This is a genomic window from Inquilinus ginsengisoli (assembly GCF_031453975.1).
In the GTDB taxonomy this organism is placed as follows: Bacteria; Pseudomonadota; Alphaproteobacteria; order DSM-16000; family Inquilinaceae; genus Inquilinus; species Inquilinus ginsengisoli_A.
On record NZ_JAVDPW010000005.1, the window covers coordinates 199,749 to 219,669 of the forward strand.

18 protein-coding genes are annotated in these 19,921 nt (G+C 70.0%); 8 read left to right on the forward strand and 10 right to left on the reverse strand.

What is annotated here, in order from left to right:
- The first annotated feature begins 222 nt into the window (after positions 1 to 222).
- From E9232_RS15440 to E9232_RS15450, 3 genes are all read left to right on the forward strand, one after another.
- Positions 223 to 1,188, forward strand: a complete 966-nt coding sequence (locus E9232_RS15440; protein WP_309795106.1) for a homoserine kinase — start codon at positions 223 to 225, stop codon at positions 1,186 to 1,188.
- 53 nt (positions 1,189 to 1,241) lie between these two features.
- Positions 1,242 to 1,697, forward strand: a complete 456-nt coding sequence (gene rnhA, locus E9232_RS15445) for a ribonuclease HI (RefSeq protein ID WP_309795717.1) — start codon at positions 1,242 to 1,244, stop codon at positions 1,695 to 1,697.
- A 62-nt stretch (positions 1,698 to 1,759) separates the two neighbouring features.
- Positions 1,760 to 2,758 (forward strand): hypothetical protein, encoded by a 999-nt coding sequence (locus E9232_RS15450; RefSeq protein ID WP_309795107.1) that lies wholly within the window; start codon positions 1,760 to 1,762, stop codon positions 2,756 to 2,758.
- Positions 2,759 to 2,940: 182 nt separating this feature from the next.
- Here E9232_RS15450 and E9232_RS15455 read toward each other — a convergent pair whose 3' ends face one another.
- Both E9232_RS15455 and E9232_RS15460 read right to left on the reverse strand, forming a co-directional pair.
- Positions 2,941 to 3,426, reverse strand: coding sequence for a peroxiredoxin (locus E9232_RS15455; protein WP_309795109.1), 486 nt, complete (start codon positions 3,424 to 3,426; stop codon positions 2,941 to 2,943).
- A gap of 52 nt (positions 3,427 to 3,478) precedes the next feature.
- Complete coding sequence (locus tag E9232_RS15460; protein WP_309795110.1) at positions 3,479 to 5,605, reverse strand: protein-disulfide reductase DsbD family protein; 2,127 nt, start codon at positions 5,603 to 5,605, stop codon at positions 3,479 to 3,481.
- A gap of 114 nt (positions 5,606 to 5,719) precedes the next feature.
- Between E9232_RS15460 and E9232_RS15465 the strand changes: the two genes are divergently transcribed.
- The gene (locus E9232_RS15465; RefSeq protein WP_309795718.1) at positions 5,720 to 6,316 is read left to right on the forward strand and encodes a YqgE/AlgH family protein; all 597 of its coding nucleotides are present in this window, start codon (positions 5,720 to 5,722) and stop codon (positions 6,314 to 6,316) included.
- 159 nt (positions 6,317 to 6,475) lie between these two features.
- Here the strand turns inward: E9232_RS15465 and E9232_RS15470 are convergent, their stop codons facing one another.
- On the reverse strand, positions 6,476 to 7,186 hold the full coding sequence (locus tag E9232_RS15470; RefSeq protein ID WP_309795112.1) for an SAM-dependent methyltransferase: 711 nt from the start codon (positions 7,184 to 7,186) through the stop codon (positions 6,476 to 6,478).
- Positions 7,187 to 7,324: 138 nt separating this feature from the next.
- Complete coding sequence (leuC, locus tag E9232_RS15475; protein WP_309795113.1) at positions 7,325 to 8,731, reverse strand: 3-isopropylmalate dehydratase large subunit; 1,407 nt, start codon at positions 8,729 to 8,731, stop codon at positions 7,325 to 7,327.
- A gap of 199 nt (positions 8,732 to 8,930) precedes the next feature.
- Between leuC and E9232_RS15480 the strand changes: the two genes are divergently transcribed.
- The gene (locus tag E9232_RS15480; protein ID WP_309795115.1) at positions 8,931 to 9,392 is read left to right on the forward strand and encodes a DUF2147 domain-containing protein; all 462 of its coding nucleotides are present in this window, start codon (positions 8,931 to 8,933) and stop codon (positions 9,390 to 9,392) included.
- A 4-nt stretch (positions 9,393 to 9,396) separates the two neighbouring features.
- On the opposite strand, the gene E9232_RS15485 is transcribed toward E9232_RS15480, so the two are convergent.
- Together E9232_RS15485 and E9232_RS15490 are read right to left on the reverse strand one after the other, a co-directional pair.
- The gene (locus E9232_RS15485) at positions 9,397 to 10,074 is read right to left on the reverse strand and encodes a pyrimidine 5'-nucleotidase (RefSeq protein ID WP_309795117.1); all 678 of its coding nucleotides are present in this window, start codon (positions 10,072 to 10,074) and stop codon (positions 9,397 to 9,399) included.
- Positions 10,071 to 10,649: a septation protein A gene (locus E9232_RS15490; protein WP_309795119.1), complete on the reverse strand. Its 579-nt coding sequence runs from the start codon at positions 10,647 to 10,649 to the stop codon at positions 10,071 to 10,073. The genes E9232_RS15485 and E9232_RS15490 overlap by 4 nt, the downstream gene beginning before the upstream one ends.
- Before the next feature lie 288 nt (positions 10,650 to 10,937).
- On the opposite strand from E9232_RS15490, the gene E9232_RS15495 reads away from it, so the two are divergent.
- On the forward strand, positions 10,938 to 12,434 hold the full coding sequence (locus E9232_RS15495) for an MDR family MFS transporter (RefSeq protein WP_309795121.1): 1,497 nt from the start codon (positions 10,938 to 10,940) through the stop codon (positions 12,432 to 12,434).
- 30 nt (positions 12,435 to 12,464) lie between these two features.
- Here E9232_RS15495 and E9232_RS15500 read toward each other — a convergent pair whose 3' ends face one another.
- From E9232_RS15500 to E9232_RS15515, 4 genes are all read right to left on the reverse strand, one after another.
- Entirely contained in the window at positions 12,465 to 13,310 is an 846-nt protein-coding gene (locus E9232_RS15500; protein WP_374710622.1) for a carbohydrate ABC transporter permease, read from the reverse strand.
- A gap of 10 nt (positions 13,311 to 13,320) precedes the next feature.
- Entirely contained in the window at positions 13,321 to 14,430 is a 1,110-nt protein-coding gene (locus E9232_RS15505; protein WP_309795123.1) for a carbohydrate ABC transporter permease, read from the reverse strand.
- Between the two features lie 76 nt (positions 14,431 to 14,506).
- A complete protein-coding gene (locus tag E9232_RS15510; protein ID WP_309795125.1) occupies positions 14,507 to 15,787 on the reverse strand; it encodes an ABC transporter substrate-binding protein in 1,281 nt (426 codons plus the stop codon).
- 129 nt (positions 15,788 to 15,916) lie between these two features.
- Positions 15,917 to 17,557: an alpha-glucosidase family protein gene (locus tag E9232_RS15515; RefSeq protein WP_309795127.1), complete on the reverse strand. Its 1,641-nt coding sequence runs from the start codon at positions 17,555 to 17,557 to the stop codon at positions 15,917 to 15,919.
- Between the two features lie 141 nt (positions 17,558 to 17,698).
- On the opposite strand from E9232_RS15515, the gene E9232_RS15520 reads away from it, so the two are divergent.
- Entirely contained in the window at positions 17,699 to 18,787 is a 1,089-nt protein-coding gene (locus E9232_RS15520) for a LacI family DNA-binding transcriptional regulator (protein ID WP_309795129.1), read from the forward strand.
- A gap of 89 nt (positions 18,788 to 18,876) precedes the next feature.
- Positions 18,877 to 19,890: a D-cysteine desulfhydrase family protein gene (locus E9232_RS15525; RefSeq protein ID WP_309795132.1), complete on the forward strand. Its 1,014-nt coding sequence runs from the start codon at positions 18,877 to 18,879 to the stop codon at positions 19,888 to 19,890.
- Positions 19,891 to 19,921 lie beyond the last annotated feature (31 nt).

A 19,921-nucleotide genomic window follows, 5' to 3' on the forward strand; every position in this document is an offset into this window, starting at 1 on the left:
CAGCGGGACACTGTGCCGCACCAGAAGATGAACCAGGATTTACAGTTCATTAACTAAGAGTAAGGCAGTTTTAACTTGCTTCTTCTGAAGCGGGGTTCTGGGCAGAGCTCAATAGGCAGGCGGTCCCATCCGGGCGGACGGCCGGCGCGTTCCGCGTCTCTCCCTTCGACAAGCCGGCCCCGCCGCTCTATGAAGGCGGGCGCCGCTGCTTCCGGGATTCCCATGGCCGTCTACACCGAAGTCACCGACGAGGATGTCGCCGCCTTCGTGGCCGAATACGACCTCGGCTCCGTGCGATCGCTCAAGGGCATCGCCGAGGGCGTGGAGAACTCCAATTACCTGCTGGTCACCACCGCGGGCCCGCACATCCTCACCCTCTACGAGAAGCGGGTGGCCGAGGCCGACCTGCCGTTCTTCCTCGGGCTGATGGAGCATCTGGCGGCGCGCGGCATCGAATGCCCGCAGCCGGTCGCGGCCCGCGACGGCCAGGCGCTGCGCCGCCTCGCGGGGCGGCCGGCGGTGATCGTGACCTTCCTCGACGGGCTGTGGCCGAAGCGGATCCAGCCCTGGCACTGCCAGGCCCTGGGCGGGGCACTGGCGCGGATGCACGAGGCCGGGGCCGACTTCGCCATGACCCGGCCGAACAACCTGTCGATCGAAGGCTGGCGCCGGCTGGTGGCCGACTGCACCGGCCGCGCCGACACGGTGCAGCCGGGCCTGGCCGAGGGCATCACGCGGGAACTGGCCTTCCTCGAATCGCGCTGGCCCACCGACCTGCCGACCGGGCTGATCCATGCCGACCTGTTCCCGGACAACGTCTTCTTCCGCGGCGACCGGCTGAGCGGCCTGATCGACTTCTACTTCGCCTGTACCGACATGCTGGCCTATGACCTGTCGATCTGCCTGAACGCCTGGTGCTTCGAGCCGGACGGCGCCTTCAACGTCACCAAGGCGCGGGCGCTCTTGGCCAGCTACCGCGCCGAACGGGCGCTATCGCCGGCGGAGCTGGCGGCGCTGCCGCTGCTGGCCCGCGGCAACGCGCTGCGCTTCCTGCTGACCCGGCTGTACGACTGGCTGAACCACCCGCCGGGCGCCTTCGTCCGCCCGAAGGACCCGCTCGAATACTGGCGCAAGCTGCGCTTCCATCAACACGTGGCCGGCGTGGCCGCCTATGGGATCGATCCGTGACAGACCCTGCGACCAAGCCCCCTGCCCCGAAGACAGCGGCCGCGGTGAAGCCGATGAAGGTCGAGATCTTCACCGACGGCGCCTGCAGCGGCAATCCCGGCCCCGGCGGCTGGGGCGTGCTGCTGCGCATGGGCGAGACCGAGCGCGAGCTCTATGGCGGCGAGGTGCTGACCACCAACAACCGGATGGAGCTGATGGCGGCGATCCGGGCGCTGGAGGCGCTGAAGCGGCCGGTCGACGCGGTGCTGACCACCGACAGCCAGTATGTCCGCAACGGCATCACCCAATGGCTCAAGGGCTGGAAGGCACGGGGCTGGATGACGGCCGACCGCAAGCCGGTGAAGAATGTCGACCTGTGGCAGCGGCTGGAGGCCGCGATGGCCCAGCACAAGGTCGACTGGCGCTGGACCCGGGGCCATTCCGGCCATGCCGAGAACGAGCGGGTCGACGAACTCGCCCGCCGCGGCCTGAAGGAAGAGGGCCGCGGCCTGGCACCGATCGAGGCTTGACGCGCATCACTCCGGCTCCATATTACGAATCGTAACTTACGATCTGTAATATGGAGGGAGCTATGGCCCAACGAGTCCTGATCGCGGGCGGTTACGGTGTCGTTGGCGGCACCGCGGCACGACACCTGCGCGGGCTGGCGCCCGATCTCGACATCATCCTGGCGGGGCGGTCGCCGGAGGCCGGCGCGGCGCTGGCGCGCGAGATCGGGGCCTCGACCCTGCAGCTCGACGTCGCCGACCCCACGGCAGCGCTGGCCGATCTCGGGCCGGTCGACCTGATCGTGGCCGCGCTGCAGGACCGCGGCGACACGCTGATCCAGGCCGCGCTGGCGCAGGGCGCCGCCCATATCGGCATCACCAAGGTGGTGGAGGAGACCGGGCCGGCGGTGTTCGCGGCGCTGCATGCGCCGCCGCGGCGGCCGATCGTGCTGGCGGGCCACTGGGCGGCCGGGGTGCTGATCCTGGCGGCAAGGCCGGCGCTCGCGGAGTTTGCCCGGGTCGAGTCCGTGGCCATGGCCGCCCTGTTCGATGCGGCCGACGCGGTCGGGCCGATGAGCGCCAGCGACGCCGCGGCCTTCTCCGGCCGGGCCCTGCTGCGCCGGGAAGGGCAATGGGCCTGGGTCGATGGCGGCGATCACACCCGCGCCCTGCGCCTGGCCGACGGGCATGAGGCGACGGTGCAGCCGCTGGCGACGCTCGATGTCCCCAGCCTGGCGGCGATCACCGGCGCGCCCGACATCCGCTTCGACTTCGGCGAGGGCGAATCGCTCGGCACCCGGGCCGGCCACCGCGCCTCGCATGAAGGCGTGATCGAGATCGCAGGGACACTGCGGTCCGGCCAGCGCGTCCGGCGGCGGGTCCTGGTGTCGGACCCGAAAGGGGTGGGCCACATGACGGCGCTGGGCACCCTGGTCGTCGCCGAGCGGGTGCTGGGCCTGGACGGCCTGCCGCTGCCGGCGGGCGGGCTGCAGCTGCCCGAGACCCTGGTCGCGCCCGAGGCGGCGATCGCGCGGTTCGAGCAGTTCGGCGTGCGGATCACGGCCGAGACGGACCCAGCCTGAGGGGGGGGCGCCCGCATCGCCATCCCACCAGATTGTCATGCCACGGCTTGACCGTGGCATCCAGGGGCGGCCAGAGCGGCTCTTGAAAGCCCCTGGATTGCCCGGTCAAGCCGGGCAATGACAGTTGAGAGTAATCGGTCGGTCGGGCTCATCCGAGGTGAACCCGACCGACGCGCAGTGCCTCAGAGCGCCGCGAGCACGGCCTCGCCGCTCGATACCTCGAAGGCGCCCGGCTTCTCGACCGCGAGATGGGTGATGACCCCGTCCTTGGCGACCAGGGCGAAGCGCTGCGAGCGGGTGCCCAGGCCGTAGCCCGACCCGTCCATCTCCAGCCCCAGCGCCTTGGTCAGGGTGGCGTTGCCGTCCGGCAGCATGAACACGGTGTCGCCTGAAACCTCGGACTTGTCGGCCCAGGCCTTCATCACGAAGGGATCGTTGACCGACAGGCAGACGATCTGGTCGACGCCCTTGGCCTTCAGCGCCTCGGCGTTGTTGGTGAAGCTCGGCAGGTGCTTGGCCGAACAGGTCGGGGTGAAGGCGCCGGGCACCGCGAACAGCGCCACAGTCTTGCCCTTGAACAGGTCCTCGGTCTTGACCTCGGCCATGCCTTCCTTGCCGAGATGCTTCAGCGTGACCGACGGGATGCGGTCGCCAACCTTGATCGTCATGGGTGTTCTCTCCGCGAAACTGTATGTCGTGGCCGGCCCGAAGGTCCGGGGATCAGGAACCTGCGCCGCGGGCTTTGGCTAAAGCGTCGAGGACCGCGTCGGCGCTGAGCAACTCCGGCAGCACGATCCCGTCCGGCGCACCCGGCCCGTAAACGGCGTTGAACGGTATGCCGTAGCGGCCATGCGCCGCAAGGTAGTCGGCGATGGCCGGGTCCGGATTGGTCCAGTCGGCCAGCATCGGCACCACGCCGTCGCCGCCCAGCGCCGCCGCCGTCGGGTCGCGGCCCAGCACCAGCAGCTTGTTGACCTGGCAGGTCAGGCACCATTCGGCGGTGACGTCGACGAACACCACCTTGCCCTGGCCGACCAGGCCGGGGATGGCGGCGCGGTCGAATCGGGTCCAGCCGACGGACGCCAGGGCCGTGGCGGCGGCGTCCGACCGGTCGAAGCGCAGCGGCAGCAGGATGGCGGCCAGGGCCAGCACGGCGGCGAGGCCGGCACCCAGGCGGCGCCCGGCCGGCCCGCCGCGCGGCCGCAGCCACAGGGTCAGGCCGATCAGCACCATGGCGGCGGCGACCGCGACAGCGGCGCCCGGCGGCACCTGCACCGACAGCACGAACAGCAACCAGATCGCGGTGCCGAACAGGGCCAGGCCCAGCACCGCCTTGACCCACAGCATCCAGCGGCCGGGCCGCGGCAGCAGCCGGGCCAGGGCCGGCACCGCCGCGATGACCAGATAGGGCAGGGCCATGCCCAGGCCGAGGGCGGCAAAGGTCAGCCCGATCTCGGTGGGACCGCGCGACAGGGCGAAGCCCAGCGCGGTGCCGACGAAGGGGGCGGAGCAGGGGGTGGCCAGCAGCGTGGCGAAGGCGCCGGTCAGGAACAGCCCCAGCAGCCCCGTCCGCTCGGTGGGCTGGTCGGCGCCGCTGGCGCGGGCCGCGGCGTCCATGGCCCGGCCGGGCAGCACCACCTCGAACAGGCCCAGCAGGTTGCAGCCGAACAGGGTGAGGATGACGACCATCACCACCAGGAACACCGGCTCCTGGAACTGGATGCCCCAGCCGACCGAGGCGCCGGCCGCCTTCAGCCCGACCGCGCCGGCGGCCAGCAGCAGGAAGGACGCGACGATGCCGGCGGCGGTGGCCAGCAGGCCCAGCCGCTGCCGCCGCGGCGTCTGGCCGCCCGCCTTCACGATCGACAGCAGCTTCAGCGACAGCACCGGCAGCACGCAGGGCATCAGGTTCAGGATCAGCCCGCCCAGCAGCGCCACGCCCAGGATGGTCACCCAGGCGGTGGCGTCGACCGGCGCCGCCACCGCCGCGCCGATGGTGGGTTTGGCCTCGACGCTGCGCGGGCCGTCGACCAGGGTCAGGGTGACGGGGCTGCCGGCCAGGGCGGTGGGCGGGTCGCCGGCTTGGATCCGGTCGATCACCGCAACCAGCGTCCGGCCGCCGTCGCTGGTCTCGACCCGGGGGGCGGCGAAGGCGTCGCCCGGCGCGGCCTCGACGAAGATGTCGGGCGACTGGAACGGCTCGCGCGCCGTCGCCTCGACCCGCAGCCCGCCATTGGGCGTGTCGGCCCCCGTGGCGTTGGCGGTGACGGCGCCGATCGCCAGGCCGGCGGCGCTGCCGTCGCCGGGCACCGCGTTGTCGTAGCGGTCGATCAGGTTGGACGTCTCGGGGTCGGGCGCCGCCGGGCCGGCCGGAAGGTCGAGCGCGAAGCTGAAATTGGCCGGGATGCAGATGTCGCTGCACACCAGCACGGTCGCGGCCAGCGCCAGGTGCTGCGCCTGGCCGGCCTGCTGCACCGGCAGGGTCAGCGGGTACACCACCTCGGTCTCGTAGCCATAGGTCTCGAGGCCGAACAGCTGGAAGCGCTGCGGCGCCGGATAGGCCAGGGTCGGGGTGCCGAGGTTGGCGGATCCCGTCCAGTCCAGCGCCGGCGGCAGGCCGGCGTCGCCCGGCGACCGCCAATAGGTCTTCCAATGCGGGTCCAGCTTGATCTGCAGCCCGGCCGGCACCGCCGCCAGGGTGCCGGTGCCGTCCACCGCCGTGATCAGCCGTGCCGACGCGCCCTTGCCCTGCTGCCACGACGTGGCAGCGGCGTCGGCCGCCTGGGGCTGCGCCAGGGCGGCCAAACCAAGCGCAGTGCCGAACAGGAATGCGAACCCACGCGTCATCGAGACCCCGGCACCATGAAACGGCCTTTCTTTGTCCTATATAGTCGTTCGAAACCAGATCGCCGCGGGTTAGCTTATTGTCGCGGGTGATGCGGAGAATGGGCAGTGGCCAGGATGAGTCGGGCGAAGTCTACCGAAAGCGACAAGGCACCAGCGGGCGAGGCCTACCTCGCCGGGCAGCTGCTGATCGCCATGCCGACCCTGGTGGCGCCGCCCTTTGCCCGCACGGTGATCTATCTCTGCGCCCACAACGACCAGGGGGCGATGGGGCTGGTGGTCAACAAGCCGCTGCCCAGCATCGACTTCCCGACCCTGCTCGACCAGCTCGGCATCCCGCATGGCGACCTCTTGGGCAAGACCCGGGTGCAGTTCGGCGGGCCGGTCGAATCCGGCCGCGGCTTCGTGCTGCATTCCGCCGACTACCGCGCCGAGAAGACGGTGGTGGTGGGCGAGGTGGCGGTGACCTCGACGCTCGAGGTGCTGCAGGCGATCGCCAATGGCGCCGGCCCCAGCCGGCACCTGCTGGCGCTGGGCTATGCCGGGTGGAGCGCGGGGCAGCTCGACGCCGAGATCCAGGCCAATGGCTGGCTCAACGTGCCTTGCGACCCGGACATCCTGTTCGGCGACGACCTGTCGGTGAAGTGGGAGCAGGCGATCGCCAAGCTCGGCTTCGACCCGACCATGCTGTCGACCGAAGCCGGCCACGCCTGAGGCCGTCCGCAAACGCGCCGGCGCGGCCGCCTGACGGCGGTGCCTGTGCTTCCGGTGCTCACGGACGGCCATGTCCGCTGCGCGCCGGTTCTCGGCGCCACCGCCAATCGACTCACGCCGACACGTTTTCGAACGGCCTCTGATGGCGCGCGTCTGCGATCAGTTCCGCCGGGCCAGCCAGGCGCCCCAGAACAGGCTGGAGAAGAAGCGGGTCGGCGGGCCGAAGCCGGTTTCGGCCAGGAGGTCGGCGACGGCCTCCTCGGAATGCGGCGGGTCGGCGCCCTGCAGGATCTTGCTCAGCTTGGCTTCGACCTCGTCCGGCGTCGCGCCCTTCATCCGCCAGCGCTGGCCCCAGGCGGCCAGCAGCAGCGGCTGGCTGGCATAGGCGAAGCGGTTGCCGGCCAGGATCAGCGGCGCCCCCGGCTTCAGCCGTGCGGCCAGCGACCGCAGGATGGCGCGCTTGGCGTCGTCGCCGGGCAGGTGGTGCAGCACGCCGATCAGGGTCGCGGCATCGAAGCGGCGGTCGGCCGGCAGGTCGTCGACCGTGCCCAGGAAAATCTCGGTCCGGCCGTCCAGCCCGGTCTCGCGCAGCCGGGCGACGGCCAGCTCCATCATCGGCGCGGACGGGTCGACGGCGGTGAAGCGCCAGCCCGGCTCCAGCGGCCCGGCGGTAACGATCTCCTGGGCCCCGCCGCCGGCGCCGGCGACCAGGATCTCGGCAGGACCGCCGGAGCCCAGCGCCGCCGCCAGCATGCAGGCCGACAGCTCATGGCACGCGTCATAGCCGGCCAGGGCGATGCGGCTCTGCGTCTCGTATTCGCCGGCCCGTGCCGGGTCGAATTTGCGTGCGGCGTCGATGGGAACGGACATGGCAGGGCATTCCTTCCCGACAGGACAGGCAGGTCATGACGTAGGTTGGGTTCGCGTTGCGAACCCAACACTCCGGGACGGATGGTCTGAGGGCCGGTCGTTGGGTTCGCCGAGGGGCGAACCCAACCTACGCGCGGCTCAGTTCAGGTCGCGCACATCGGTCAGGTGGCCGGCGATCGCCGCGGCGGCGGCCATGGCCGGGCTGACCAGGTGGGTGCGGCCGCCGCGGCCCTGGCGGCCCTCGAAGTTGCGGTTCGAGGTCGAGGCGCAGCGCTCGCCCGGCGACAGCTTGTCGGCGTTCATCGCCAGGCACATCGAGCAGCCGGGCTCGCGCCAGTCGAAGCCGGCGGCCTTGAACACCTCGTCCAGCCCCTCATCCTCGGCCTGCTGCTTCACCAGGCCCGAGCCGGGGACGATCATCGCGTAGACGCTGTCGGCGACGTGCCGGCCGCGGGCCACCGCGGCGGCGGCGCGCAGATCCTCGATCCGGCCGTTGGTGCAGGACCCGATGAAGACCTTGTCGACCGCCAGCTCGCTCATGCGCTGGCCGGGCTGCAGGCCCATGTAGTCCAGGCTGCGGCGCCAGGCGCTGGCCTTGTTGGCGTCGGGGGCGGCGTCGGGGTTCGGCACCACGCCGGTGATCGGCGCGACGTCCTCCGGGCTGGTGCCCCAGGTCACCATCGGCACGATGTCGGCGGCCTTCAGCACCACCTCGCGGTCGTAGCGGGCGCCCTCATCCGTCGGCAGGGTCCGCCAGTAGGCGACGGCCTGGTCCCAATCGGCGCCCTTCGGCGCCATCGGCCGGCCCTTGAGATAGGCGAAGGTGGTGTCGTCGGGGGCGATCAGCCCGGCCCGGGCGCCGGCCTCGATCGACATGTTGCAGACCGTCATGCGGCCTTCCATCGACAGGGCGCGGATGGCGTCGCCGGCATATTCGATGACATGGCCGGTGCCGCCGGCGGTGCCGATGGTGCCGATGATCGCCAGGATCATGTCCTTGGCGGTCACGCCCAGCGGCAGGTCGCCCTCGACCGTGATGCGCATGTTCTTGGCCGGCTTCTGCAGCAGCGTCTGGGTGGCCAGCACATGCTCGACCTCGCTGGTGCCGATGCCGAAGGCCAGCGCCCCGAAGGCGCCGTGGGTCGAGGTGTGGCTGTCGCCGCAGACGATGGTGGTGCCCGGCAGGGTGAATCCCTGCTCTGGCCCGATGATGTGGACCACGCCCTGGCGCACGTCGTTCATGGTGAAGATCGGCACGCCGAAATCGGCGGCGTTCTGCTCCAGCGTCTCGACCTGGACGCGGCTCTCCTCGTCGGCGATGCCGCCGGCGCGGTCCGAGGTCGGCACGTTGTGGTCGGGCACGGCCAGGGTGGCGTGCGGCTGCCGCACCTTGCGGCCGGCCAGGCGCAGCCCTTCGAAGGCCTGCGGGCTGGTCACCTCATGCACGAGGTGACGGTCGATGTAGAGAATGCACGTGCCGTCATCCTGGCGATGGACGACATGGTTGTCCCAGATCTTGTCGAACAGCGTACGCGGCGCGCTCATCTCAATTCTCCGTCACCCGGCAACCCGCCGGCGGCTCCTCTCGGCCGATGCTGGACCATAGCCGAGCGCAAACCGAGGCAAAAGCTCGAATAGTTTCAAAGTTGTCACCCTCAGCGCGATGCAAATCGGCGCAATGGACAGGACTCCCGTCTCGCCGCATGCTCGACGCAGAAGCAACACGACCAATATGGGAGTGCCCATGACCATCCGCAGCGCCGTTCTTGCCGCAGGCCTGGCCGTCGGGTTCGCCGCTGCCCTGGCCGCACCGACCGCCTCCGCCGCCGGCGGGATCAAGGGCTTCTGGCGCACCGGGGATGGCCGTTCGGTGATCGAGATCCTCGACTGCACCACCGGCATCTGCGGCCGCATCGCCGGCCTGCCGCCCGACGCCCCCGCCACCGACGTGAACAACCCGGATGAGAGCAAGCACAGCAAGCCGCTGTGCAAGCTGGTGATGCTGCACAGCTTCACCCAGTCCTCCGACACGGAATGGGAGGACGGCACGATCTACGACCCGAAGAGCGGCAAGACCTACGACGCCACCATGACCCTGACCGGGCCGGACACGCTGGACCTGCGCGGCTATGTCGGCATCAGCCTGTTCGGCCGCACCGACACCTGGACGCGGCAGCAGCCGGGCAGTTTCAAAGCGTGTAGCTGATCCCTCAGCCCGCCCGGCGCGCTGCGACCACGGCGGCCAGCCAGTCGGCGGTGTCGTCGATGGCGATGTCGATGTGCCGGTCGTCGGGCAGTGGCTGGCCCCAGTCCGACGGGGTGCGGACCCACACCGTGGTCATGCCCAGCTTGTGCGCCGGCAACAGGTTGCGGGCCATGTCCTCCACCATCACCGTCGCCTCCGGCGCCAGGCCGTAGCGGTCGAGCAGCGCCTGGTAGGGGCCGGGATCCGGCTTCGGCACATAGGCCGCGGCGACGATGTCGAAGATGCCGTCGAACCGCCCGGCCAGGCCCATCCGGTCCAGCACCCGCTCGGCATGCGGCACCGACCCGTTGGTGAAGATGAACTTCCGCCCCGGCAGCTCGGCCAGCGCCGCCGCCAGCACCGGGCTGGGGCCGATTGCCGAGACGTCGATGTCGTGGACGAATTCGAGGAACGGGCCCGGCGCGACCGCGCGCTCGTTCATCAGGCCGCGCAGGGTGGTGCCGTGCTCGCGGAACAGCCGCTTCTGCAGCGCCCGCGCCTCGGCCGGAGGCAGGTCGAAATGGGTGCGGATGTATTCGCCCATGCGCCGGTCGATCTGGGCGAACAGGTCGGTCTTGGCGGCATAGAGCGTGTTGTCGAGGTCGAAGACCCAATCCTCGACATGGCGCAGGGGATCGGTCATTCCGCTGCCGGCTTTTCCTGGTGCCGCATCAGGACGGGCATCTGCGCCATGGCGAAGACCAGGGTCAGCGGCAGGATGCCGAACAGCTTGAAGCCGGCCCAGAAGTTGAACGAGAAGTTGCGCCACACGATCTCGTTGATCACCGCCAGCACCACGAAGAACACCGCCCAGCGCCAGGTCAGGATGCGCCAGCCGGCCTCGGTCAGCTCGAACACCGTGCCCATCATCAGCTTCAGGAAGTTGCGGCCGGTGGCCAGGCCCGCGAACAGGATGGCGGCGAACAGCAGGTTCACCACGGTCGGCTTCAGCTTGATGAAGGTGTCGTCGTCCATCCACAGCGTCAGGCCGCCGAAGATCAGTACGAAGACGCAGCTGACCACCGGCATGATCGGCCACCGCCGCTCCAGCCGCACCGACAGGATCACCGCCGCCACGATCGCGACCATGAAGATCGCGGTCGCGGGCATGACGCCGGCCAGCTGGTTGGCGACGAAGAAGATCAGCAGCGGCCCGGCTTCGAGCCCGAGGCGCAGGAAGGGGCTCTTTTCGGCCCTGGGTTGGGTCTGGTCGGTCATGGCGGCACCCTAGAGCGCGTTCGGCCCTGATGGAAGTGGAGTCCGGTCGGTTCGCCTTACCGCTCCCGCGTGGCGGGAGAAGGGCAAGCGTCGGAGCCGCCGATATGGGCCGCTCCCCGGCGCGGCGCGAGAGGCCTGCGACCGCATGGCCTTTCGCTCCATGCCGGGGGGCGATGGCTGCACTGCCGAGACCGCTCTTGTCTGACAAGTGCCGTAGGCGAAACCTGGACCGCTCGGTGCAGGCCACGCCGCCACCGCCGATTCCAGGATTCGGAAACGACAGAGACCATGTCCGCACACAACGAGGCGGTCGCCGGGCCGGCGCCGCTCGACCATGCCGCAATCCGCTCGATCATCATCGGAATCCTGCTGGCCATGATGCTGGCCGCGCTGGACCAGACCATCGTGGCGACGGTGCTGCCGACCATCGGGCAGGAGCTGGGCGACGTCGAACACCTGTCCTGGGTGGTCAGCGCCTATCTGCTGGCCTCGACCGCGGTCACCCCGCTCTACGGCAAGCTCAGCGACATCCACGGCCGGCGGATCACGCTCTTGGTCAGCATCGGTGTGTTCATCGTCGGCTCGGTGGTCTGCGCCCTGGCGCCGACCATGCTGGCGCTGATCCTGGCGCGGGCGCTGCAGGGGCTGGGCGGCGGCGGGCTGATCTCGCTGGCCCAGACCATCATCGCCGACGTGGTGTTGCCGAAGGAACGGTCGCGCTACCAGGCCTACATCGCCAGCGTCTTCGTGACCTCCAGCGTGGTCGGGCCGGTGCTGGGCGGGCTGATCGCCGACCATCTGCACTGGTCGGTGATCTTCTGGATCAACCTGCCGCTCGGCCTCGGCGCCTTCTGGATGACCTGGAACACCTTGCGCCGCCTGCCGCGGCACGAACGGCGGCACAAGCTCGACGTGCTCGGCGCGGTGCTGATGGTGGTCGCCACCGTGGCGGTGATGCTGGCGCTGACCTGGGGCGGCGCCAACTACTACCCCTGGGCCTCGGTCCAGATCCTCGGCCTGCTCGGCGTGTCGCTGCTGTTCTGGGTGCTGTTCGCCATCCGCCTGCTGACCGCGTCCGAACCGCTGATCCCGCTGGCGGTGATGTCCAACCCGGTGGTCGGCACCGGCACGGCGGCGGCCTTCTGCGTCATGGGCACCTTCATCGGCCTGTCGATCTATGTGCCGGTCTATCTCGAAGGCGTCCTCGGCCTGTCGCCCAGCAATGCCGGCCTGGCGCTGCTGCCGCTGATGGCGGGGACCGTGACCGGCGCCAACCTGGCCGGCCGCTTCATGGCCATCATGACCCACTACAAGCGCACGCCGCTGATCGGGCTGACCTGCGCCGTGGCCGCGCTGCTGGTGCTGGCGGTCCACCCCACCGGCCTGCCGCAATGGTCGGTCGAGATCATGCTCGGCGTGGTCGGCCTCGGCCTCGGCACCGTGCTGCCGGTCACCACCATCTCGATCCAGAATTCGGTGGCGATGCACCAGCTCGGCACCGCCACCGCCTGCATGAACTTCTTCCGCTCGCTGGGCAGCGCCATTGTGGTGGCCGGCTTCGGCGCCATCGTGCTCGGCGCCATCGGCGGAACCCCCGGCCAGTCGCCGGAAAATCTCGGCGACCTCAACCCGGCGCTGCGCGACGCGCTGGTCGGCAGCTTCCACTGGCTGTTCCTGGCTGCCGCGGCCGGCCTCGCCCTCGGCTTCGTCAGCCTGCTGCTGATGGAGGAGCGCCCGCTGCGCAGCGGCGCCGCCGCCCATGCCAAGGAAGCGCTCGTAGAGTGACGGGCGGCGGGCCTGCCGCCGCCCGATCGCTCAACCCTTGACCGCGCCCGCCGTCAGGCCGGACACGATGCGGCGCTGGAAGATCATCACCAGCACGATCAGCGGCACCGTCACCACCACCGATGCCGCCATGATCAGGCCCCAGGGGATGTCGAACTGGGTGGCGCCCGAGATCAGGGCGATCGCCACTGGCACCGTCCGCACCTCGTTGGTCAGGGTGAAGGTCAGGGCGAACAGGAACTCGTTCCAGGCGGCGATGAAGGCCAAGAGGCCGGTGGTCGCCAGGGCCGGGCCCAGCAGCGGCAGGAACACCCGGACCAGGATCTGCCACGGCCTGGCGCCGTCCACGATCGCCGCCTCTTCCAGCTCGCGCGGCAGCTCGCGCATGAAGGTCGTCAGCACCCAGACCGAGAAGGGCAGGGTGAAGATCATGTAGCTGAGGATCAGCGAGCCGAGCTGGTTGTAGATGCCGAGCCAGCGCACCAGCTCGAACAGCCCGGTCAGCACCGCCACCTGCGGGAACATCGAGACGCCGAGGGTCAGCATCAGGATGGTGCTGCGGCCGCGGAACCGGACCCGGCCCAGCGCGTAGGCGGCGCTGACCGACAGCACCAGGCAGATCAGCACGGTCGACCCGGCGACGATCAGCGAGTTGACGATGTTGGTCAGGAACGGCTGCTCGCGGAACACGCCGACATAGTTGTCCAGCGTGGGCGTCGGCGGCAGCAGGTCGGTGCCGAACAGCTGCTGGCCGGTCTTCAGCGACGACACCACCGCCCAGTAGAACGGGAACACGGTGTAGACGATGATCACCGCCACCAGCAGGTAGAAAAGCGGTTGGCCGACGCGGCGCTTCAGGGTCTTGGACATGGCCATGGCGCGCCCCCTATTTGTCGAAGCGCACGCGACCCGCCACCATCCACAGGGCGGCGATCACGGCGATGATGACGAACAGCAGGGTCGAGGCGGCGGAGCCGAAGCCGACATTGCCGAAATCGATGCTCTGCTGCCGGGCGAAGACCGACATGCTCATGGTGCTGATGCTGTTCGAGGTCAGCACGTAGATCAGGTCGAAGACCCGCAGCGAATCCAGCGCCCGGAACAGGATCGCCACCATCAGCGCCGGCCAGATCAGCGGGACGGTGATCTTGGTGAACACCCGCCACGGGCTGATGCCGTCGACCTTCGCCGCCTCGTAGACCTCGCCGGGCAGCATCTGCAGTGCGGCCAGGATCAGCAGCGTCATGAACGGCGTGGTCTTCCACACATCGACCGCGATCACCGAGGCCAGCGACAGGCTGGGGTCGGCGGTCCAGGCCACCCGGGTGGTGATGACGCCGAGCGACAGCAGCACCTCGTTGATCACGCCGTACTGGTCGTTCAGCATCCAGCCCCACATCTTGGCCGAGACGATGGTGGGGATGGCCCAGGGGATCAGCACCGCGGCCCGCAGCAGCCCGCGGCCCGGCATATGGGCGTTCAGGGTCATGGCGATCAGCAGGCCGAGGATGGTCTCGATCGTCACCGACACCACCGTGAACAGGATGGTGTTCCAGGCCGACCGCCACCAGACATGGTCGACCAGCAGCCCCTGCCAGCTGAAGATGCCGCTGGTGTCGACGTCGTAATCGACCGGCTGGTTGGTGTCGATGTCCCAGAACTTGCCCTCTTCGGCCTTCCACACCAGGTTGGTGCCCTTGGGGTCGTAGAAGACGTAGTAGCCGCCCAGCTTGTCGTCGTAGTCGGCGCGGTTGGGGCCGTAGAACAGGTAGTTGTCGAAGCCGACCATGCGGGTCGGCCTGTCCGCCTGCAGGGTCGCGTCGGTGAAGCTGAGCGCGATGGTGCGGACCAGCGGCCAGCCGGCCACCAGCAGCAGCACCAGCAGCATCGGGATCAGGAAGATCCAGGCGGCGCGGATGCGCTGTCGGCTGAGCCGGGAGGCGACCGGCTTCACATTGTCGGCGGCAGGGGCGGTGGTCGAGGTGGCGACGGTCATGGGATCCTCCCCGGGATCGAGGGTGGGTCGGGACGGGCCGGCAGCACCCCGTGCGGGGTGGGGCCGGCCCGCTCTGTCACCAGCGGCCGCCGCGGCTCAGGCGGTTCAGGTCCTTCTGCAGCTGCGCCAGGTTGGTGGCGCCGTCGCCCTGCTTCGACAGGGTGTTGTGGACCGCGTTCCAGAACAGGGTCGAGACCTCGTTGTAGCGCTCGCCGGTCACCGCCGAGGGCCGCGCCACCGCGCCTTCGAAGGCGGTCTTCAGCAGGGCGAAGAACGGCTGGGCCTTCAGCACGTCCGGGTCGTCGTAGAGCGCCGGGATGGTCGACTGGAAGGCGCCGGTGATGGCGCGGCGCTTCTGCTCGTCCTTGCCGGTCAGGAAGGCGGCGAGGTCGGCGGCCTCCTTGGGATGGGCGGAGTATTTCGACACGGCAAGGTTCCAGCCGCCCAGGGTCGCCGCGACCCGCGCGCCGTCGCCATCGCCCTTGGGCAGGGCGGCGGTGCCGACCTTGCCCTTGACCGGGCTGTCGCCGGAATTCACCAGCCCATAGGCGTAGGGCCAGTTGCGCATGAAGGCGGCGTTGCCGGACTGGAACACCCCGCGGGCGTCCTCCTCCATGTAGTTCAGCACGCCGTCCGGCGCGATGGTGCCGATCCAGGAGGCGGCGAGGTCCAGCGCCTTGGCCGCCTGCGGATTGTTGACGGTGATCTTGCCGTCGGCCTCCACGATGTCGCCGCCGCCGAAGCTGACGATCCATTCCAGCGCGTCGCAGGTCAGCCCCTCATAGGCCCGGCCCTGGAAGACGAAGCCGAAGAAGCGGTCGTTGCCCGCCTTGCGCTCGCCCTCCTGGATGGTCTTGGCGTCGGCGGTCATCTCCTCCCAGGTGGTGGGCACCTTGAGCTGGTATTTGTCCAACAGGTCCTGGCGGTAATAGAGCAACCCGGCATCGGTGAACCACGGCAGCGCCATCAGCTGGCCGTCGCGGGTCAGCCCCTTGATGATGCCGGGGAAGTGCTGGTCGATAGTGGCCTGGTCGACATACTGCTTCAGGTCGATGAAATGGCTGCCCAGCATGCCGGGCCACACCACGTCGATCTGGAACACGTCGATGTCGCCCGACTTGGCGTTCAGGATCTGCTGGTAGAGGGCGAGCTGGTCCGAGGTCGACTGCGGCGGGGCGACGATGTCGACCGTGTTGCCGGTCTTCGCCTCCCAGGCCTTGGCGCCTTCGCGGCATTGCGCCTGTTCGGCACCGACCGAGCCGCAGGAGATCGTGACCTTGACCCCTTCCGCCTGGGCGGCGGCGCCGCCGGCCAAGGTCAGGGCAAGGGCGAGGGGCAAGAGCGCGCTCTTCGACATGTCTCCTCCATCTGCTTTTGGCAGCGGGGGAAGACCGGCGCGCCCCCCGCGTGCGTGTCTTGTCGTGAAGGGTGACTCGCCAGGCCGGCCTCTGGCGAGTCGAAACGAAACTATTCCTGAGACAACCCGTCAGGCCGCGTTCTGCTCCGCCTGCATCGCTTCCGCGGCGACCGCGCCGAAGAAGGCGGCGTAGGGCGGCAGCGCCACCCGCCCGCCCTCCAGCCGACCGCCCAGCCCGGGCGCGTCGGTCGGAGCGATCTGCACCGTCGGCGCCGTCCAGATCCGGGTCTCGCCGGTCAGGTTGAAGACGCAGAGCATGCGCTCGCCATCCAGCACCCGCTCGAAGGCCAGGACGCCGTCGGCGGTGTCGAGGAAGCGAATCGCCCCGGTGGCGAAGGCGGGGTGGCTGCGCCGCCAGCGCAGGAACTGGCGGGTGAAGGCCAGGGTCGATTCGGGGTCGTGCGCCTGGGCGCCGGCGGCCAGCTTGCGGTGCGCCTCCGGGATCGGCAGCCAGGGCTCGGCGGTGGAGAAGCCGGCCTGGGGCGCCTCGACGTCCCACGGGATCGGGGTGCGGCAGCCGTCGCGGCCCTTGAAGTCGGGCCAGAAGGTGATGCCGTAGGGGTCCTGCAGCTTGTCGTAGGGCACCTCCGCCTCGGGCAGCCCCAGCTCCTCGCCCTGGTAGATGAAGGCGGTGCCGCGCAGCGAGCTCAGCAGCGCCGTCAGCATCCGGCCCAGCCGCGGATCGGCGTCCGGCCCGCCCCAGCGCGACACCACCCGCTTGACGTCGTGGTTGGAGAAGGCCCAGGACGGCCAACCGTCGTCGGTGGCCTGGTGGAAGGCGATCAGCGCCTTGGCGATGTGCGGCGCGTTGAAGGTGTCGTTCAGCAGGCTGAAATTGTAGGCGGTGTGCAGCAGGTCGGCCTGGACGTATTCCGCGGTCCGGCCGATCGGGTCGTCATCGCCGATCTCGGCCACCGCCATCCTGTCGGGATAGCGGTTGAGCAATTCGCGCAGCCGGCGCAGGAACAGCAGGTTCTCCGGCTGCGACTTGTCGTAGCGGTGGAACTGCATGAAGTACGGATTGTCCGGCCGCTCGTCGCCGGTCGGCGCCGTGTCCGCCGGCTTGGCCGGGTTGTCGCGCAGCAGCCGGTCGTGCATGTAGAAATTGGCGGTGTCCAGGCGGAAGCCGTCGGTGCCGCGCTGCAGCCAGAACTCCAGCGCCGCCAGCACCGCATCCTGCACCTCGGGATTGTGCAGGTTCAGGTCGGGCTGCTGGGTCAGGAAATTGTGCATGTAGTACTGGCGCCGGCGGGTGTCCCACTGCCAGGCCGAGCCGCCGAAGATCGACAGCCAGTTGTTCGGCGGGCTGCCATCCGGCTTCGGGTTGGCCCAGACGAACCAGTCGGCCTTGGGGTTGTCGCGGCTGGCCCGGCTCTCGGTGAACCAGGGATGGGCGTCCGAGGTGTGGCTGATCACCTGGTCGATGATCACCTTCAATCCCAGCGCATGCGCTTTCTCGATCAGCCGGTCGTAATCCGCCAGCGTGCCGAACAGCGGGTCGACGTCGCAGTAATCCGAGACGTCGTAGCCGAAATCCTTCATCGGCGACTTGAAGAAGGGCGAGATCCAGATGCCGTCGACGCCGAGATCGGCGATGTAGTCCAGCTTGGCGGTGATGCCGGCCAAGTCGCCGACGCCGTCGCCATTCGTGTCCAGGAAGCTGCGCGGGTAGATCTGGTACATCACCGCGCCGCGCCACCATTCGCGCATTCAACCCCTCCGCATCCCCTGCATTCCGGCCGCGATCCCGCCAGCCGCCCCGGTCCCCTGAACAAGGCTTCTGAATGCATTCAGTTTTGACAGTATCGAGAGTTTCTTGATCGATCAAGAGGGGCCCCCTAGGGTGTCCGCATGAATGACGGAACCGACAAGCGGCGGGGCACGCTGCTGGACATCGCGGCGGCGGTCGGGGTCTCGCGCACCACGGTGTCGAACGCCTTCAACCGGCCGGACCAGCTGTCGGCCGAGCTGCGCGACCGGATCATGGCGGCGGCGCGGGCGATGGGCGTGCACGGCCCCAACCCGGCGGCGCGGATGCTGCGGACGGGCAAGGCGGAGGCCATCGGCCTGCTGTTCCACGAGACGCTGCCCTTCGCCTTCGACGACCCGGCGGCGGTGGGCATGCTGCGCGGCGTGGCGGCGGCCTGCGAGAAGGCGCGGTCCGGCCTCCTGATCCTGCCGGCGGTGAAAAGCCCGGCCAGCCGCAGCGCCATCCACCGCGCCGCGGTCGACGGCTTCCTGGTCTACGGCTTCCTGAATGGGGCGGAGGCCTGGGCGCCGCTGCTGCGCCGCGGCCTGCCGGTGGTCGCGATCGACAACCAGGCGCCCGATGGCGTGGCCTTCGTCGGCATCGACGACCACGGCGCCGCCCGGCGGGTGGCCGAGCATGTGCTGGGGCTCGGCCACCGCCAGCTCGGCATCATCTCGCTGGAATCCTCGGTCGACGGCTATGTCGGGCCGCTCGACGCCGCGCGGCGGGCGATCATGACCTTCCGCACCAGCGTCGACCGGCTGGAAGGCTATGCCGAGGCCATCGCCGCCGCCGGGCTCGACCCGGACTCGATGCCGATCGAGGAGCGCCCGGCCAGCAGCGAGGCGCATGGCCGCGACGCCGCTTTGGTGCTGCTGCGCCGGCCGGACCGGCCGACCGCGATCCTGGCGATGTCCGACCGGCTGGCGATCGGCGCGATCGAGGCGGCGCGGTCGCTGGGCCTGCGGGTGCCGGAGGACGTCTCGGTCGCCGGCTTCGACGACATCCGGCGCGCCGCCCTGGTGCGGCCGGCGCTGACCACCATCCGCCAGCCGCTGTTCGACAAGGGCGCCACCGCGGCGACGCTGCTGCTGAAGGCGGTGGCCGACGGCAGCCCCATCCCCGCGACCCGGCGCCTGCTGCCGACCGAGCTGGTCATCCGCGGCTCGACGCGCCCGCCCTCCGGGTAGCACCCGGCCGCCCCTTCTGGCCCGATCACAAACCGTGATACGAAGCGGGCAGGCGGCCGGCGGGGCCGCAGCTTCACGGGACGGAACCGATGCCCTCGCTGGACCAGCTGCCGCGGATCGCCTTGCAGCACGCGCCGACGCCGCTCGAGCCGATGCCGCGCCTCACCGCCGCGCTGGGCGGGCCGCAGCTGTGGATCAAGCGCGACGACTGCACCGGCCTGGCGCTGGGCGGCAACAAGGTGCGCAAGCTGGAGTTCCTGCTGGGCGAGGCGCTGGCCCGGGGCGCCGACACCATCATCACCGCCGGCGGCCCGCAGTCCAATCATGCCCGCCAGACCGCGGCGGCGGCGGCGAAGCTGGGCCTCGACTGCGTGCTGATCCTGACCGATGCGGTGGCCGGGCGCGACCCGACCTACCACACCAACGGCAACCTGTTGCTGGACGAGCTGTTCGGCGCCCGCATCGAACTCCACCCCGGCACCGCCGACCCCGACGCGGAGCTGGCGCGCGCGGCCGAACAGTGCCGGGCAGAGGGCGGCACGCCCTACATCATCCCGATCGGCGGGTCGAACGCGCTGGGGATGATGGGCTATGTCGATGCGGCGCGGGAGCTGCTGGCGCAGGCGAAGGCCCAGGGCGTCGGCATCACCCATGTCGCGCTGGCCAGCGGCAGCGGCGGCACCCATGCCGGGCTGGCGCTCGGCCTGGCGCTGGGCGGCAGCACGGCCCCGGCGATCGGCTACTGCATCAGCCGGACGTCGCAGGAGCAGCGGCCGCGCGTCGCCGCCCTGCTGCAGGCGGGCAGCGCGCTGCTGGGCGTCGCCTCGCCGCTGTCTGGGGACGATGTGGTGCTGGAGGACGGCGTGGTCGGCGAAGGCTACGGCCTGCCGACGGACGGCATGGTCGAGGCGCTGCGCCTGGCCGCGGCGCAGGAGGCGCTGCTGCTCGATCCGGTCTACACCGGCAAGGCCATGGCCGGGCTGATCGCCGGCATCCGCGCCGGCCGCTTCCGCCCGGATGACGTGGTGGTGTTCCTGCACACCGGCGGCGCCCCGTCGCTGTTCGCCTACCCAGACGCCTTCCCGATCCATTGGGGCGAATGATCGCCCGGCCTTGATCCGGATGGGCGGCCGG

Bases quoted from the DNA above. Each gene is read 5' to 3' on its own strand.
- E9232_RS15485 (WP_309795117.1), bottom strand. From the start codon at position 10,074: ATGACCGATCCCCTGCGCCATGTCGAGGATTGGGTCTTCGACCTCGAC.
- E9232_RS15450 (WP_309795107.1), top strand. From the start codon at position 1,760: ATGGCCCAACGAGTCCTGATCGCGGGCGGTTACGGTGTCGTTGGCGGC.
- E9232_RS15470 (WP_309795112.1), bottom strand. From the start codon at position 7,186: ATGTCCGTTCCCATCGACGCCGCACGCAAATTCGACCCGGCACGGGCC.
- E9232_RS15505 (WP_309795123.1), bottom strand. From the start codon at position 14,430: ATGACCGTCGCCACCTCGACCACCGCCCCTGCCGCCGACAATGTGAAG.
- E9232_RS15500 (WP_374710622.1), bottom strand. From the start codon at position 13,310: ATGGCCATGTCCAAGACCCTGAAGCGCCGCGTCGGCCAACCGCTTTTC.
- E9232_RS15495 (WP_309795121.1), top strand. From the start codon at position 10,938: ATGTCCGCACACAACGAGGCGGTCGCCGGGCCGGCGCCGCTCGACCAT.
- E9232_RS15490 (WP_309795119.1), bottom strand. From the start codon at position 10,649: ATGACCGACCAGACCCAACCCAGGGCCGAAAAGAGCCCCTTCCTGCGC.
- E9232_RS15460 (WP_309795110.1), bottom strand. From the start codon at position 5,605: ATGACGCGTGGGTTCGCATTCCTGTTCGGCACTGCGCTTGGTTTGGCC.
- E9232_RS15515 (WP_309795127.1), bottom strand. From the start codon at position 17,557: ATGCGCGAATGGTGGCGCGGCGCGGTGATGTACCAGATCTACCCGCGC.
- E9232_RS15480 (WP_309795115.1), top strand. From the start codon at position 8,931: ATGACCATCCGCAGCGCCGTTCTTGCCGCAGGCCTGGCCGTCGGGTTC.
- E9232_RS15455 (WP_309795109.1), bottom strand. From the start codon at position 3,426: ATGACGATCAAGGTTGGCGACCGCATCCCGTCGGTCACGCTGAAGCAT.
- E9232_RS15525 (WP_309795132.1), top strand. From the start codon at position 18,877: ATGCCCTCGCTGGACCAGCTGCCGCGGATCGCCTTGCAGCACGCGCCG.
- rnhA (WP_309795717.1), top strand. From the start codon at position 1,242: ATGAAGGTCGAGATCTTCACCGACGGCGCCTGCAGCGGCAATCCCGGC.
- E9232_RS15465 (WP_309795718.1), top strand. From the start codon at position 5,720: ATGAGTCGGGCGAAGTCTACCGAAAGCGACAAGGCACCAGCGGGCGAG.
- E9232_RS15520 (WP_309795129.1), top strand. From the start codon at position 17,699: ATGAATGACGGAACCGACAAGCGGCGGGGCACGCTGCTGGACATCGCG.
- E9232_RS15440 (WP_309795106.1), top strand. From the start codon at position 223: ATGGCCGTCTACACCGAAGTCACCGACGAGGATGTCGCCGCCTTCGTG.
- leuC (WP_309795113.1), bottom strand. From the start codon at position 8,731: ATGAGCGCGCCGCGTACGCTGTTCGACAAGATCTGGGACAACCATGTC.
- E9232_RS15510 (WP_309795125.1), bottom strand. From the start codon at position 15,787: ATGTCGAAGAGCGCGCTCTTGCCCCTCGCCCTTGCCCTGACCTTGGCC.